Origin of the sequence: Collinsella aerofaciens ATCC 25986 (assembly GCF_010509075.1) — a bacterium.
Classification (GTDB): Bacteria; Actinomycetota; Coriobacteriia; order Coriobacteriales; family Coriobacteriaceae; genus Collinsella; species Collinsella aerofaciens.
Map to the genome: position 1 here is coordinate 1,693,185 of NZ_CP048433.1, position 15,360 is coordinate 1,708,544.

The 15,360-nt window shown below is 60.3% G+C and carries 6 protein-coding genes, 1 tRNA gene and 4 rRNA genes; all 11 read right to left on the reverse strand.

The window, feature by feature from the left end; translation table 11 throughout:
- Positions 1-190: 190 nt before the first annotated feature.
- Positions 191-1,696, reverse strand: a 16S ribosomal RNA gene (locus tag GXM19_RS07660).
- A 422-nt stretch (positions 1,697-2,118) separates the two neighbouring features.
- A complete protein-coding gene (locus GXM19_RS07665) occupies positions 2,119-3,813 on the reverse strand; it encodes a phospho-sugar mutase (protein WP_006235592.1) in 1,695 nt (564 codons plus the stop codon).
- 247 nt (positions 3,814-4,060) lie between these two features.
- Positions 4,061-4,176: ribosomal RNA gene (gene rrf, locus GXM19_RS07670) — 5S ribosomal RNA — on the reverse strand.
- A 146-nt stretch (positions 4,177-4,322) separates the two neighbouring features.
- Positions 4,323-7,297 (reverse strand): 23S ribosomal RNA (locus GXM19_RS07675).
- Positions 7,298-7,698: 401 nt separating this feature from the next.
- Positions 7,699-9,204 (reverse strand): 16S ribosomal RNA (locus GXM19_RS07680).
- The 16S, 23S and 5S rRNA genes sit together here, the layout of an rRNA operon.
- 777 nt (positions 9,205-9,981) lie before the next feature.
- Positions 9,982-10,054: transfer RNA gene (locus tag GXM19_RS07685), tRNA-Lys, on the reverse strand.
- Between the two features lie 28 nt (positions 10,055-10,082).
- A complete protein-coding gene (locus tag GXM19_RS07690; protein WP_040360029.1) occupies positions 10,083-11,363 on the reverse strand; it encodes an aminopeptidase in 1,281 nt (426 codons plus the stop codon).
- Between the two features lie 89 nt (positions 11,364-11,452).
- Positions 11,453-12,028 carry an ABC-2 transporter permease gene (locus GXM19_RS07695; RefSeq protein ID WP_035136480.1) on the reverse strand — a complete coding sequence of 192 codons (576 nt, stop codon included), beginning with the start codon at positions 12,026-12,028 and terminating at the stop codon, positions 11,453-11,455.
- The gene (locus GXM19_RS07700; protein ID WP_006236210.1) at positions 12,029-12,907 is read right to left on the reverse strand and encodes a phosphoribosylaminoimidazolesuccinocarboxamide synthase; all 879 of its coding nucleotides are present in this window, start codon (positions 12,905-12,907) and stop codon (positions 12,029-12,031) included. It lies immediately after the preceding gene.
- 118 nt (positions 12,908-13,025) lie between these two features.
- Positions 13,026-14,591, reverse strand: coding sequence for a sensor histidine kinase (locus GXM19_RS07705; protein ID WP_040360026.1), 1,566 nt, complete (start codon positions 14,589-14,591; stop codon positions 13,026-13,028).
- 11 nt (positions 14,592-14,602) lie between these two features.
- Complete coding sequence (locus GXM19_RS07710; RefSeq protein ID WP_006236208.1) at positions 14,603-15,325, reverse strand: response regulator transcription factor; 723 nt, start codon at positions 15,323-15,325, stop codon at positions 14,603-14,605.
- Positions 15,326-15,360: the final 35 nt, after the last annotated feature.

Here is a 15,360-nt window from a genome sequence, read left to right on the forward strand (position 1 = left end):
AGAAAAGAATCGAGTCTGGAAGAATTGGATCTTCCATCTCTCTCCTATCGCTATGCGGCTCTCAAGGTACGCGGGTGCGACCCCGGGGACCGGGTGCTGCGGGGAATCATCCGTGGCGGGACATCTACCGGACGGGCTCCTGCCCTCTATTCGAGTTAAAGTTTGTCTCTCTAAGAACGTATCTCCCTAGAAAGGAGGTGATCCAGCCGCACCTTCCGGTACGGCTACCTTGTTACGACTTCACCCCCCTCACCCTCCACACCTTCGGCGCCTCCCCCCTCTCGGTTGGGCCGGCGACTTCGGGTGCAGACGACTCGGGTGGTGTGACGGGCGGTGTGTACAAGGCCCGGGAACGCATTCACCGCGGCATGCTGATCCGCGATTACTAGCAACTCCGACTTCATGGGGGCGGGTTGCAGCCCCCAATCCGAACTGGGGCCGGCTTTCCGGGATCCGCTCCCCCTCGCGGGGTGGCATCCCTCTGTACCGGCCATTGTAGCACGTGTGCAGCCCAGGGCATAAGGGGCATGATGACTTGACGTCGTCCCCGCCCTCCTCCGCCTTGACGGCGGCGGTCCCGCGTGGGTTCCCGGCATCACCCGATGGCAACACGCGGCGGGGGTTGCGCTCGTTGCGGGACTTAACCCAACATCTCACGACACGAGCTGACGACAGCCATGCACCACCTGTATGGGCTCCTCTCGGCCACGGGGTCTCCCCCGCTTCACCCATATGTCAAGCCCTGGTAAGGTTCTTCGCGTTGCTTCGAATTAAGCCACATGCTCCGCTGCTTGTGCGGGCCCCCGTCAATTCCTTTGAGTTTTAGCCTTGCGGCCGTACTCCCCAGGCGGGACGCTTAATGCGTTGGCTGCGGCACGGGGGGATCGTCCCCCCACACCTAGCGTCCATCGTTTACGGCTGGGACTACCAGGGTATCTAATCCTGTTCGCTCCCCCAGCTTTCGCGCCTCAGCGTCGGTCTCGGCCCAGAGGGCCGCCTTCGCCACCGGTGTTCCACCCGATATCTGCGCATTCCACCGCTACACCGGGTGTTCCACCCTCCCCTACCGGACCCAAGCCGCGGAGGTTCCGGGGGCTTCGGGGGGTTGAGCCCCCCGCTTCGACCCCCGGCCTGCCGGGCCGCCTACGCGCGCTTTACGCCCAATGAATCCGGATAACGCTCGCCCCCTACGTATTACCGCGGCTGCTGGCACGTAGTTAGCCGGGGCTTCTTCTGCAGGTACAGTCTTGACTCTTCCCTGCTGAAAGCGGTTTACGACCCGAAGGCCTCCGTCCCGCACGCGGCGTCGCTGCGTCAGGGTTCCCCCCATTGCGCAAGATTCCCCACTGCTGCCTCCCGTAGGAGTCTGGGCCGTGTCTCAGTCCCAATCTGGCCGGTCGGTCTCTCAACCCGGCTACCCGTTGTCGGCACGGTGGGCCGTCACCCCGCCGTCTACCTGATGGGCCGCGGAGCCATCCCCTCCCGTCGGGGCTTTAGCCGGGGCGCCATGCGGCACCCCGGGGTATCCGGTATTACCCGTCCTTTCGGGCGGCTATCCCGGGGGAGGGGGCAGGTTCTCCACGTGTTACTCAGCCGTTCGCCACTCGCTTCCCTCCGGAGAGGGGTGCCGTTCGACTTGCATGTGTTAGGCGCGCCGCCAGCGTTCATCCTGAGCCAGGATCGAACTCTCCGTCCAAAATGTATGGGCTTCGAGCCCGTCCGGTCCTCTCAGTCATTCGCTGATCGGTTCCGTTCGATTCATATGGTTCTAGTATAGGAAAAGGAATTTCTCGGGGCCGCCTCTCGGCGGCCTTGCGAAAAACAAATCCAAGTTAGACCATTTCAAATGGTTCGATGTCTGCCCGGATGCGACACTTGAAGTGTCCATCCTCGCAGTATCCGGTTCTCAAGGTGCACGCCTGCGCTGGTTCCCGGTTCGACCGGGCCGCGCGGCAAGGAGATATATTGCCAGACCGGAGGGGCCCCGGGGGCGGGAATCTGGGCGTACACATTTCCTACACATATAAGTACTCTCGGCTGGCTGGTTAAAAACAGGAGGGGACCTCGCATCCGAGATCCCCTCTTTAGCCCATCTATAGCTATAGACTCTTAAATACCTTATGCCAGCAGCTTGCGACCAGACTCCTCAATCGCGTCAAGTGCGGCATCAGCCTCGGCGGCATCCGCGCCCTTAGCGAAGATGTACAGCTTAATCTTGGGCTCGGTGCCGGAAGGACGAACAATACCCTTGTTGCCGCCCTCAAGATCGAACTCAATGACGTTAGCCTTCGGCAGGCCGTTCACGCAGGTGTTGTAATCCACGACAGCCTCAATCTTGGAACCGGCGAGCTCCGCGGGCGGGTTCTCGCGCAGACCAGCCATGATGCCGGCCATCTTTGCCGCACCCTCAGCGCCCGGATAGCTCAGCGAAATCGTCTTGTTGTGATAGTAGCCATACTTCTCGTACAGCTCGTGCATCGCATCTGCAAGGTTCTTGCCCTGGAGCTTGTAATACTGCGCCATCTGGCAAATCAGAAGAGAAGTGCTCACGGCGTCCTTGTCGCGCACGTGGTCACCGGCCAGATAGCCGTAGCTCTCCTCAAAACCGAAGATAAAGCGATCGACCTCGCCAGCATCGGAAAGAGAAGTAATGATGTCGCCGATGTACTTGAAGCCCGTCAGGCAGCGGCGGAGCTCAAAACCGTACTCGTCGGCCAGAGCGTCAACCATGGCGGAAGAAACGATAGTAGTGACAGCAACCTTCTTAGTGAGGTCCTCACCGCGAGCAGCGCGGGTCTTGCAGATATAGTCAAGCAGCAGAACGCCCATCTCATTGCCGGTCAGCAGCAGATAGTCATCGCCATTCTTAACGGCAACGCCAACGCGATCGGCGTCAGGATCGGTTGCAAGCAGCAGATCGGGGTGAACCTGCTCGCACAGGTCAATGCCCTTCTGCATGGCCTGACGAATCTCGGGGTTAGGATACGGGCAGGTCGGGAAATCGCCGTTAGGCTCCTTCTGCTCGGGAACAACCGTGACATCAGTGATGCCAGCGCGCTCGAGCACCGTCGTGACGGGAATGAGGCCAGTGCCGTTGAGCGGAGTGTAGACGAGCTTAAGCGGAGCGCCAGCGATCTCCTCGGCAGAAAGGTTAGTCACGCCGCGGGCGAGAACGGCGTCGTAATAACGCTCGAGGCACGAATCATCGATCCATTTGACCAGACCCTGCTCAAGAGCCTCATCGAAGTCCATGGACTTCACGCCGGTGAACGTATCGGTCTCGGCGATAGCCTTAGAAATTGCATCGGCGGCCTCGCTGGTGATCTGGCAGCCGTCGGGGCCATAGGCCTTATAGCCGTTATAAGGCGCCGGATTATGACTAGCGGTCATGCAAATGCCACCGGAGCACTTAAGGTCGCGGACGGCCCAGGAGAGCGTCGGCACAGGAGAAATCTTGGGATACACGAGGGCAGTCACGCCGTTTGCTGCAAGAATGGCAGCCGTCGTCTTGACGAACAGCTCACCTTTATTGCGGCTATCGCGAGCGATGGCGACCGTCGGATGCTCGAAGGTCGCATTGAGGTAGTCAGCGAATCCCTGGGTCGCACGACCGACCGTATAGATATTCATACGGTTAGTGCCCGCACCGATAGTGCCGCGAAGGCCGGCAGTACCGAAGGCGAGATCCTGGAAGAAAGCGTCGGTGATGGCGTCCTCATCACCCTGCTCCTTCATCGTGTTAAGCTCAGCGAGGAGCTCCTCGTCCTTGACATTGGCAATCCAAGTATCAAGCAGCTCATGAACATCTGCCATATGAGTCCTTCCGTCACAATCAATAAAACGACACGTGTAAAACAGGACAAGCGCAGCAGTGCGCTAAAGCAAATATTAGTCCATTGAGAACAAAGAACCGACCAAAGAACGGTGAACGTCTATATTCAGCGGTGGATGATTAAATTGATTTAATTGCAGAAGGAATGTTGCGCGTAAACGCAAAAAAAGAGGAGGCCGCGAGGCCTCCCCCTTCTCAGTTCAAGCGTACGGCTCGGTGCCGTCCACCGGTCAGCGGCGCCCTGGCCTCCCACGGGCCGACCCCGCAGTACTCTCGGCGCGATGGGGCTTAGCTTCCGGGTTCGGAACGGGACCGGGCGTGCCCCCCATGCTCTGGCCGCTGACCGGTGGGCGGCGCCCACCGTTACGGTGTCCTGGGTCTCACTCTACACGTGCCCTGGGGGCCGCATGGCGCATAGGGGAGGTGACTCGGGGGCATCCTCGTGCCCGGACCGCGCATGAGCGCATGTCCCGCGGGCCGCGAGGTGCGGTTCCGGAAGAGCTCGGGCGATTAGTGCGGCTCGGCTGAGGCTGTCGCCAGCCTTGCACCTGCCGTCTATCGACCAGGTAGTCTACCTGGGCCCTTACCGGAAGGAGAACTAATCCCTGGAACGGCTTCCCGCTTAGATGCCTTCAGCGGTTATCCGCGCCGCACGCGGCTACCCGGCCGTGCCGTTGGTCGACAACCGGTTCACCGGAGGTGCGTCCACCCCGGTCCTCTCGTACTGGGGGCAGCCTCCATCGATTCTCCTGCGCCCACGGAGGATAGGGACCGAACTGTCTCACGACGTTCTGAACCCAGCTCGCGTACCGCTTTAAACGGCGAACAGCCGTACCCTTGGGACCTGCTCCAGCCCCAGGATGCGATGAGCCGACATCGAGGTGCCAAACCTTGCCGTCGATGTGGACTCTTGGGCAAGATCAGCCTGTTATCCCCGGAGTACCTTTTATCCGTTGAGCGACGGCCCACCCACTCGGGGCCGCCGGATCACTAGAGCCTGCTTTCGCACCTGCTCGGCTTGTGGGCCTCGCAGTCAAGCCCGCTTGTACTCTTGCATTCAAAAGGACGGTTGCCGACCGTCCCGAGCGGACCTTCGCGCGCCTCCGTTACCCTTTAGGAGGCGACCGCCCCAGTCAAACTGCCCGCCTGGCACGGTCCCCGAGCCGGTTGACGGCCTCGGGTTAGGACGCCGGTCGCGCGAGGGCAGTATTCCAAGGGCGGCTCCCCGGGGGCTGGCGCCTCCGGATCGATGCCTCCTGCCTATCCTCTACACGCGGGACCAGCGGCCAATGCCAAGCTGCAGTGAAGGTTCACGGGGTCTTTCCGTCCTTCCGCGGGTAAGTCGCATCTTCACGACCAGTGCAATTTCACCGGGTCCATGGTCGAGACAGCGCCCAAGTCGTTGCGCCTTTCGTGCAGGTCGGAACTTACCCGACAAGGAATTTCGCTACCTTAGGACCGTTATAGTTACGGCCGCCGTTTACCGGGGCTTGGCTTCGGGGCTTCGCCGAAATGGCTAACTCCTCCGCGTGACCTTCCGGCACCGGGCAGGCGTCAGACCCTATACGTCGCCTTGCGGCTTCTGCAGAGTCCTGTGTTTTTGGTAAACAGTCGCTTGGGCCTCTCCACTGCGGCCCGCCTCCGCTCCCGGAGCAAGTCCGTTCACGTACGCGCGGGCACCCCTTCTCCCGAAGTTACGGGGCCATTGTGCCGAGTTCCTTGACCATGGTTGACCCGATCGCCTCGGTATGTTCTACCCACCCACCTGTGTCGGTTTGCGGTACGGGCGCGCACGCGCCTGCCTAGGGGTTTTTCTAGGGACCTCGGGCTCACTCGCTTCGCTCAGTCGCTTCGTCCGGAGCCTCGCCCTTCGTGCGGACCGGATTTCCCTGGTCCGCGGGCCGCGCTCCATCACGGGGACGTCCAGAACCCCGCCGAGCCACCCCCATCCGTCGCCCCGTCGGTCGTAGCGCCGCGTGCGCGGTGCAGGAATGTCTGCCTGCTGCGCGTCGGCTACGCCTACCGGCCTCGCCTTAGCCCCCGACTGACCCTGGGAGGATTAGCCTTGCCCAGGAAACCTCGGGTTCACGGCGGACGAGTTACTCTCTCGTCTCTCGCTACTCATGCCAGCATTCTCACTCCCATGCGCTCCACCGTCGGTCGCCCTCCGGCTTCTCCGCCCATGGGAAGCTCCCCTACCGATTCTGAAAATCAAAATCCCGCCGCTTCGGTGTCCAGCTTAGCCCCGTGTATTGTCGGCGCATGTCCACTCGACCAGTGAGCTGTTACGCACTCTTTGAATGGATGGCTGCTTCTAAGCCAACATCCTGGTTGTCTGGGCGGACGCACATCCTTTGCCACTCGGCTGGAACTTGGGGACCTTAGCGGGCGGTCCGGGCTGTTTCCCTCTCGAGCACACAGCTTAGCCCACATGCTCTGACTGCCGCGCTCTGGGCCGCCGGCATTCGGAGTTCGGTTGGATTCGGTAGGCGGCGAAGCCCCCTCGTCCATCCGGTGCTCTACCTCCGGCGGTGAACGCGCGACGCTAGCCCTAAAGCTATTTCGGGGAGAACGAGATATCTCCGGGTTTGATTGGCCTTTCACCCCTATCCGCAGGTCATCGCCGCCGTTTTCAACCGACGTGCGTTCGGCCCTCCACGGGGTCTTACCCCCGCTTCAGCCTGCCCACGGATAGCTCACCCGGCTTCGCGTCCGCGGCGCGGGACTCAAGTCGCCCTGTTAAGGCTCGCTTTCGCTCCGGCTCCCTTTCGGTTAACCTCGCCCCGCGCCAGCGACTCGCTGGCTCATTCTACAAAAGGCACGCCGTCACAACTAAAAGTTGCTCCGACTGCTCGTGGGCGCACGGTTTCAGGTACTGTTTCACTCCCCTCCCGGGGTGCTTTTCACCTTTCCCTCACGGTACTGGTGCGCTATCGGTCACAGGGTAGTACTCAGGCTTGGATGGTGGTCCACCCAGGTTCGGACCGGGTTTCACGTGCCCGGCCCTACTCAGGGACCGCGTCGCGCCGTCCGGTCTGGGTTCGCGTACGGGGCTGTCACCCGCTGCGGCCGGCCCTCCCATGCCGTTCCGCTCCCCAGCCGGACCTGCGCCCGGGGGCGGCAGCCCCCGGATGCGCGGCCCTGCAACCCCGTCGGCGGAACCCCTGCCGGGTATGCCCGCTCGACGGTTTGGCCATCGGTCCCCTTTCGCTCGCCGCTACTCGGGGAGTCTCGAGATTGATTTCCTCTCCTCCGGGTACTTAGATGTTTCAGTTCCCCGGGTTGTCCTCCCCACCCCTATGTGTTCGGGGTGGGGATATGCACACTGCTGTGCATGGGTTCGCCCATTCGGAGACCCCCGGGTCGAAGGATGTGTGCTCCTCGCCGGGGATTATCGCAGCTTGCCGCGTCCTTCATCGGCTCCCTGTGCCAAGGCATCCGCCGTGCGCCCGTGGTATCTTGCGGGACCGCATCGGGCCCGCGGGATATCCACGTGTCGCTAAAGTTAATTAATCGATATCATGAATAGCGCTCGTATGTCGCAATTCGGGTATCTCATACCGCGGCACAGTCTGTTTCACTGTGCTCGCGATCAGATGCTCCTCACTCATAAATAAGTGAATTCTTCTTGTTTGGATCGGATGAATGATTGCTATCATTCTGTCTGATAAATCGCAGAAAAGAATCGAGTCTGGAAGAATTGGATCTTCCATCTCTCTCCTATCGCTATGCGGCTCTCAAGGTACGCGGGTGCGACCCCGGGGACCGGGTGCTGCGGGGAATCATCCGTGGCGGGACATCTACCGGACGGGCTCCTGCCCTCTATTCGAGTTAAAGTTTGTCTCTCTAAGAACGTATCTCCCTAGAAAGGAGGTGATCCAGCCGCACCTTCCGGTACGGCTACCTTGTTACGACTTCACCCCCCTCACCCTCCACACCTTCGGCGCCTCCCCCCTCTCGGTTGGGCCGGCGACTTCGGGTGCAGACGACTCGGGTGGTGTGACGGGCGGTGTGTACAAGGCCCGGGAACGCATTCACCGCGGCATGCTGATCCGCGATTACTAGCAACTCCGACTTCATGGGGGCGGGTTGCAGCCCCCAATCCGAACTGGGGCCGGCTTTCCGGGATCCGCTCCCCCTCGCGGGGTGGCATCCCTCTGTACCGGCCATTGTAGCACGTGTGCAGCCCAGGGCATAAGGGGCATGATGACTTGACGTCGTCCCCGCCCTCCTCCGCCTTGACGGCGGCGGTCCCGCGTGGGTTCCCGGCATCACCCGATGGCAACACGCGGCGGGGGTTGCGCTCGTTGCGGGACTTAACCCAACATCTCACGACACGAGCTGACGACAGCCATGCACCACCTGTATGGGCTCCTCTCGGCCACGGGGTCTCCCCCGCTTCACCCATATGTCAAGCCCTGGTAAGGTTCTTCGCGTTGCTTCGAATTAAGCCACATGCTCCGCTGCTTGTGCGGGCCCCCGTCAATTCCTTTGAGTTTTAGCCTTGCGGCCGTACTCCCCAGGCGGGACGCTTAATGCGTTGGCTGCGGCACGGGGGGATCGTCCCCCCACACCTAGCGTCCATCGTTTACGGCTGGGACTACCAGGGTATCTAATCCTGTTCGCTCCCCCAGCTTTCGCGCCTCAGCGTCGGTCTCGGCCCAGAGGGCCGCCTTCGCCACCGGTGTTCCACCCGATATCTGCGCATTCCACCGCTACACCGGGTGTTCCACCCTCCCCTACCGGACCCAAGCCGCGGAGGTTCCGGGGGCTTCGGGGGGTTGAGCCCCCCGCTTCGACCCCCGGCCTGCCGGGCCGCCTACGCGCGCTTTACGCCCAATGAATCCGGATAACGCTCGCCCCCTACGTATTACCGCGGCTGCTGGCACGTAGTTAGCCGGGGCTTCTTCTGCAGGTACAGTCTTGACTCTTCCCTGCTGAAAGCGGTTTACGACCCGAAGGCCTCCGTCCCGCACGCGGCGTCGCTGCGTCAGGGTTCCCCCCATTGCGCAAGATTCCCCACTGCTGCCTCCCGTAGGAGTCTGGGCCGTGTCTCAGTCCCAATCTGGCCGGTCGGTCTCTCAACCCGGCTACCCGTTGTCGGCACGGTGGGCCGTCACCCCGCCGTCTACCTGATGGGCCGCGGAGCCATCCCCTCCCGTCGGGGCTTTAGCCGGGGCGCCATGCGGCACCCCGGGGTATCCGGTATTACCCGTCCTTTCGGGCGGCTATCCCGGGGGAGGGGGCAGGTTCTCCACGTGTTACTCAGCCGTTCGCCACTCGCTTCCCTCCGGAGAGGGGTGCCGTTCGACTTGCATGTGTTAGGCGCGCCGCCAGCGTTCATCCTGAGCCAGGATCGAACTCTCCGTCCAAAATGTATGGGCTTCGAGCCCGTCCGGTCCTCTCAGTCATTCGCTGATCGGTTCCGTTCGATTCATATGGTTCTAGTATAGGAAAAGGAATTTCTCGGGGCCGCCTCTCGGCGGCCTTGCGAAAAACAAATCCAAGTTAGACCATTTCAAATGGTTCGATGTCTGCCCGGATGCGACACTTGAAGTGTCCATCCTCGCAGTATCCGGTTCTCAAGGTGCACGCCCCGCGGCTCATCCGGTTCCACCGGGCCGCGCGGCAAGGAGATATATTGCCAGACCGGAGGGGCCCCGGGGGCGGGAATCGCGCACTCCATATTTTGTTCACAAATGAATAGATCCCTCAGTCGCGTCACTGAGGTTAAAACTGAAGCATTGGCTTCTGATATTGGCGATGACCAGCTGTTTTATGAGTATTGAGACATCGGTCATCTCTGGAGCGCTACTTTACTCCAAAGGCATCAGCTATTTGTTTCCCATCGGTAAAAGGCGGGTTTTGTTCGCCAAGCGTTCTTATATATAGATAGATACGGGTTCGAACCCGTGCACCGGCAACAAAAAAGACGGCCAACCGAAGTTGACCGTCTCAACAATCTTTGGGTGGGCCGTCAGGGGTTCAGCCTGCTCCGCAGGCGGCCGCTGCGGCGCTTTCGCGCCTTGCGCGCTGCGCTGGCAAACGCTCACGCGTTTACTCAGCTCCGCGCCCCGACGGGTTCGAACCCGTGCACCGGCAACAAAAAAGACGGCCAACCGAAGTTGACCGTCTCAACAATCTTTGGGTGGGCCGTCAGGGGTTCGAACCCTGGACCTTGGGATTAAAAGTCCCCTGCTCTGCCAGCTGAGCTAACGGCCCGCGGGTGGCATTGTACCACGGTCTGGGACTATTCCCAACTCCATTGGCCGTTCTGGAAAATCACAACTTCACGTCCATCAGGCGTAATGCCCGTAATATCGATGTCGTCCGTGCCGATCATAAAATCGACGTGCGTGCTCGAGACGTTAACACCATGCTCCAGGAGCTCCTCCTTGGACATGTCGTACCCACCCTCGATGCATTCGGGGAAACCGACACCTAGCGCGAGATGGCAGCTAGCGTTCTCGTCATAGAGCGTATCGTAGAACAGAACACCACTTTCGCGGATCGGCGTGTTCTTGGAAATGAGCGCGACCTCTCCCAGGTGAGCAGCGCCCTCGTCAGTATCGATGATACTTGCGAGCGTTGCCTTGCCCACGCGGGCATCGTAGTCCACTACGCGGCCGGCCTTGAACTTAATCCAAAAATCGTCAACCTTGTTACCGTGGTGAATGAGCGGCATAGCCGAATACACGATACCGTCGGCACGCATACGATCAGGCGAGGTGAAGACCTCCTCGGTGGGGATGTTGGGGAAGAAGGGGTGTCCATCGGGCGTCTTACCCTTGCCGCCGGCCCACTCGTGACCCTTCGTCATGCCAATCGTCAGATCGGTTCCATTTGCCGCGGTGTAATGCAGGCGGTCAAAACGATTGTCGTTCAGGAAGCGCAGGTTCTTTTCGAACGCCGCGTCATGAAGCTCCCAGTCGCTCTCCGGGTCCTGGCCATCGGCACGAGCGGTGTGCAGAATCGCATTCCACAGCTTATAGATTGCAACCTCGTCGGCGTCTCCCAGGAACACCTCGTGTGCCCAAGCCACGACCGGAGCGCCGGCGATGCACCACGGATTGATGTTGTAATCCAGTCCACGGCGGAAAACTTTGCACTGCGTATTCCTCGCCTTGGATGCCGCGGCCGGCTTGGCTGGATCGATGCCCTTGAGGGCCGCAGGATCCGCACCCTCGATAAAGATAAAGCAGGCACCGTCCTGGGCCAGGGAATCCAGTTGCAGGCGCTTCCACTCGGGCGTCTGCTCAAAATAGCTTTTATCGACATGCTCGTACGTGAGCCTCGTCACGGCATCGTCAGCCCAAACAACCGTCACGTGACCAGCGCCGGCGGCATAAGCCTCCGCGACCACCACGCGGGCAAAAGGCGCGCACTCGACCGGAGACTGAACGACGACCTCCTGGCCGGGTTTGACGTTTACGCCCTTGCGGACGACCAGGCGCGCGTAGTTTTTAATCTTGGGCTCCAGGGCCTTCATGCCCTCCAGAGCCTCTTCGACCGTCAGGGCAGCTCGAATCATGTGCCACTCCATCTATCTATAGAACAGTAAAAAGGCGCGCCGCAAAAACGACGCGCCTTATATCTTAGCGATAAGTATGAATGCAAACGCTACTTCTTCTTGGAGTCCTTCTGGTCCTCCTCGGCAGCCGCGCGCTCAATAAGAGCGTTGAGCTTGTTCTCGGACATGCCCTCGGCCTGCGCGCGGTACATGTTGCGCAAGGGACGAATACGAGCGAAGTCGTAGATAAAGTCACCTAGGATGATGACATAGGACAAAACGATGCCGACCATCTGGACAGGGCTGGACACCATGCCAGCGGGAGCGAAGTACAGCGAGGCCCAAATTGCCACGACGAGCACCATGCCAATGGCGAGCACAATCCACCAGATGCGACGGCGCTTGGTGTAGTCCTCGTCCTGCTTGAGGAGGATATTCGACACCGTATAGATGCGGTCCTCCTTGGCGCGCTGCTTGGCCTTGCGGGCGCGCTTCTCCTCTTTAGAGAGGCCCTCGAGGTTCTCGCCCTTCTCGAGCTCTTTGCGGCGTGCCTTAGACGAAGCCGGCACGACGCGAACGGAGCTCGCTGCTTGGCGGGCGGGCTTAGCAGATGCGGCAGACTTGCGCGCAACCCCGGTAACTTCGTGGGATTGCGTGCGCTTGTTCGTGGCGCTACGGGTACTCACTTATGCGTTCTCCTTCATGCTTGTGAACTGGGAGCCCGTGATGATCTGGAAGGCCTCGCGATAGCGCTCGGACGTGCCATCGATGACCTCGGCGGGCAGGTGCGGGGTCTCCCCCGTCATATCCCAGTTGGCCTTGAGCCAATTGCGGACGAATTGCTTGTCGTAGCTAGGCTGGATCTTGCCCTCCTCGTAGCTGGCAGCAGGCCAGAAACGGCTGGAGTCGGGCGTGAGACACTCGTCGATCAGCGTGACCTTGCCATCAATAACACCAAACTCGAACTTGGTGTCGGCAATGATGATGCCACGGGTCGCGGCGTACTCGGCGGCAGCCTTGTAGATCTTGAGGGAAAGGTCACGAATCTGCGTGGCGATGTCCTCGCCCACGATCTCGCAGCAACGCTCGAACGAGATGTTCTCGTCGTGGTCACCGATCTCGGCCTTCGTGGACGGCGTGAACAGCGGCTCAGGAAGCTTGGAAGCCTCGGTCAGGCCCTCAGGCAGCTGGATGCCGCAGACGGTGCCGTTCTCGTCGTAGGTCTTCTTGCCCGAACCGGTCAGATAGCCGCGGACGATGCACTCGATAGGAATCGTCTGGGCCTTCTTAACCAGCATGGCGCGGCCAGCGAGGTAGTCACGATACTCAGCAAACTCCTCGGGGAACTCCGCCGGGTCGATGGAAACGAGATGGTTGGGGACGATGTCGGCAAACTTATCGAACCAGAATGCCGAGATGCGATTGAGTACCTCTCCCTTAAACGGAATCTCGTCGGGAAGAATGAAGTCGAACGCAGAAATGCGGTCGGTGGCGACCATCAGCAGGTTTTCACCGGCATCGTAAATATCACGAACCTTGCCACGGGAATCCGGACGACGCTCCATCGTTGTCACGTGAGTCACTCCTTACCTAAATACGACAGAAATGCGGGTTCTTTCCCGCATGTTTTCGCAAACTCGGAGCGGCAGGGACGCGGCCCCTCCTTCACCGAATAGCGAAAAGCTAGTGCTCCATTGTAGTAGATGCCGCGTCTGCCGTGTGCTCGCGGGGCAGATGAATTGTAAAAGTCGTACCCTTTCCAAGCTCCGACTCCACGGATATGTAGCCATGGTGACGCTCGACGATCTGCTTGGTCACGGCGAGGCCAACGCCCAGGCCGCCAGCTTCGCGGGCGCGGCTGGCATCGGCGCGCCAAAACCGCCCGAAGATGCGCGACAAATCGTCCTTGGCAATACCGATGCCGGTATCAGAAACGGCAATGCTGACGTGCTTGCGGTCACTGAGCACCGACACCACGACCCAACCGCCCTCGGGGGTGTAGCGCATGGCGTTGCTCATGAGGTTGATAACACATTGCGTGATCATGTCGGGATCGGCCTCGACGACATCGTCGTGACCCTGGGTCTCGTCCGCAAAACGCAGGCGCAGATCGCGGTCGACAAACAGGCGCTCCTGGGCATTAACGATGGAACGCACGAAAGGAACCATGTCCACCGGCTCAAGGTTGAGCGGAGCCGTGCTGTTTTCCATGCGCGACAGGTCGAGCATCTGCTGCACCAGACGAGCCAGGCGACGCGTCTCGGAAGCAACGGTTTCCAAATGCTCATCGTCGGTGGGATACACGCCATCCTGCATGGCCTCGACCGTTGCGAGCATGGCCATAAGCGGCGTGCGAAGCTCGTGTGCAACGTCTGAGGTCAGGCGCTTCTCGTGTTTCATATCCTTCTCGAGCGAGGTGGCCATCTCATCGAAGGTCTCACCCAGCTGATCGATCTCGTCATCACCGCGCAGCCCCGTGCGAGCCGACAGGTCGCCGTCACGGATTTGCTTTGCGGTACTGGTGATGCGATGAATCGGTTTGGTGAGCATGCGCGACACGAGCGATCCGATAACGACCGAAATGCAGATTGCAACAACCGCGGCGAGGGCCATGGCGTTAAAGGTCTTCTCCCTAAACGCAGAGTCCGCCTTGGTGAGCAGAGCGTCGGAGCCGATGGCCCACAGCTTTACCTGTCCGACATGCTCGCCGGAAGACGTTACAATCTCGACGTTAGCAACGCTATCGGAGTCGGTTGGAGCAGACGAGACCGGGCTATGCGATGCCCTCTTGCCGCTCGTGTCGTCGGTCGTAGCCTGGTTTTCGCGTACATCGGCGGTGGCGCTTGCCGAGGGCCAGGAATCGTCATAAACGATCACACCCTTTTTATTGACGACCTGCATGCCCAGATCGTCGGAAACCAAACTCGACGTTGCGACCGTGCGCAGTTCTCCCGCGGTCCAAGAGCCGTTTTCCTCATATGAGGTCGCCAACTTCTCGGCAGCGGAATTTGCGATTTCGACGATATTGGAGCGTGTGTAATCCGAAAAGACCGTGCCCCACACAACAGAGACAACGCCCACCAGCACCAATACCGTCATGAGCGATGTCAGAGCAAAAGCAAGTGCCATGCGCGAGGGATAGCTCATCGTTGGCCGTGAATCGGAACGAGGCGTGTTCCAACTAGCCTTGGAACCCGCCTCGCTCTCCTGCTTGTGCTTTTGTCCGATTTCAAAGCGCGCAGGTGTCATATGTGATTTCCCTATTTCTCGTCCGACTTATCGGTCTTGGCCGGAGCCTCGAAGCGATAGCCGACACCATGGACGGTGTAGAGCCACTTGGGCTTCTTGGGATCATCGCCCAGCTTGGCGCGAAGATTCTTCACGTGGCTATCGATGGTGCGCTCATAGCCCTCAAAGTCATACCCGAGCACTTTCTCGACCAGCTCCATGCGGTTATACACACGGCCGGGATGGCGGGCAAGCGTGGTGAGCAGCTTGAACTCGGAAGCCGTCAGATCGACTTCCTTGCCCTCGACCAAGATCTTGTGGCCCGAGATATCGATGACCAGATCGCCGAAGTCGAGTACCTCGACGGCGGGCTCGTCGGCCTGATGGGCACGGCGGAACAGAGCGCGAACGCGGGCGACGAGCTCGCGCGGCGAGAACGGCTTAATCAGATAGTCGTCGGCGCCGAGCTCAAGACCGATAATACGGTCCTCGATCTCGCCCTTAGCCGTCAGCATGATGATGGGGACATCCGAGGTATCGCGAATGGTGCGGCAAACGCGCTCGCCGGGAATCTTGGGGAGCATAAGGTCGAGCACGACCAGGTCGAACTGATGCTTCTCGAACTCCTCGATCGCGGACTGGCCGTCGCCGACGCCCACAACCCAGTAGCCTTCGCGCTCGAGATAGGCAGCGACGGCGTCACGGATTGCCTTCTCATCCTCGACCAGCAGAATCTTTTTTGCATCTGAAGCCATAACACGGCCCCCCTGTCTCAATTAGCTAAGAACAA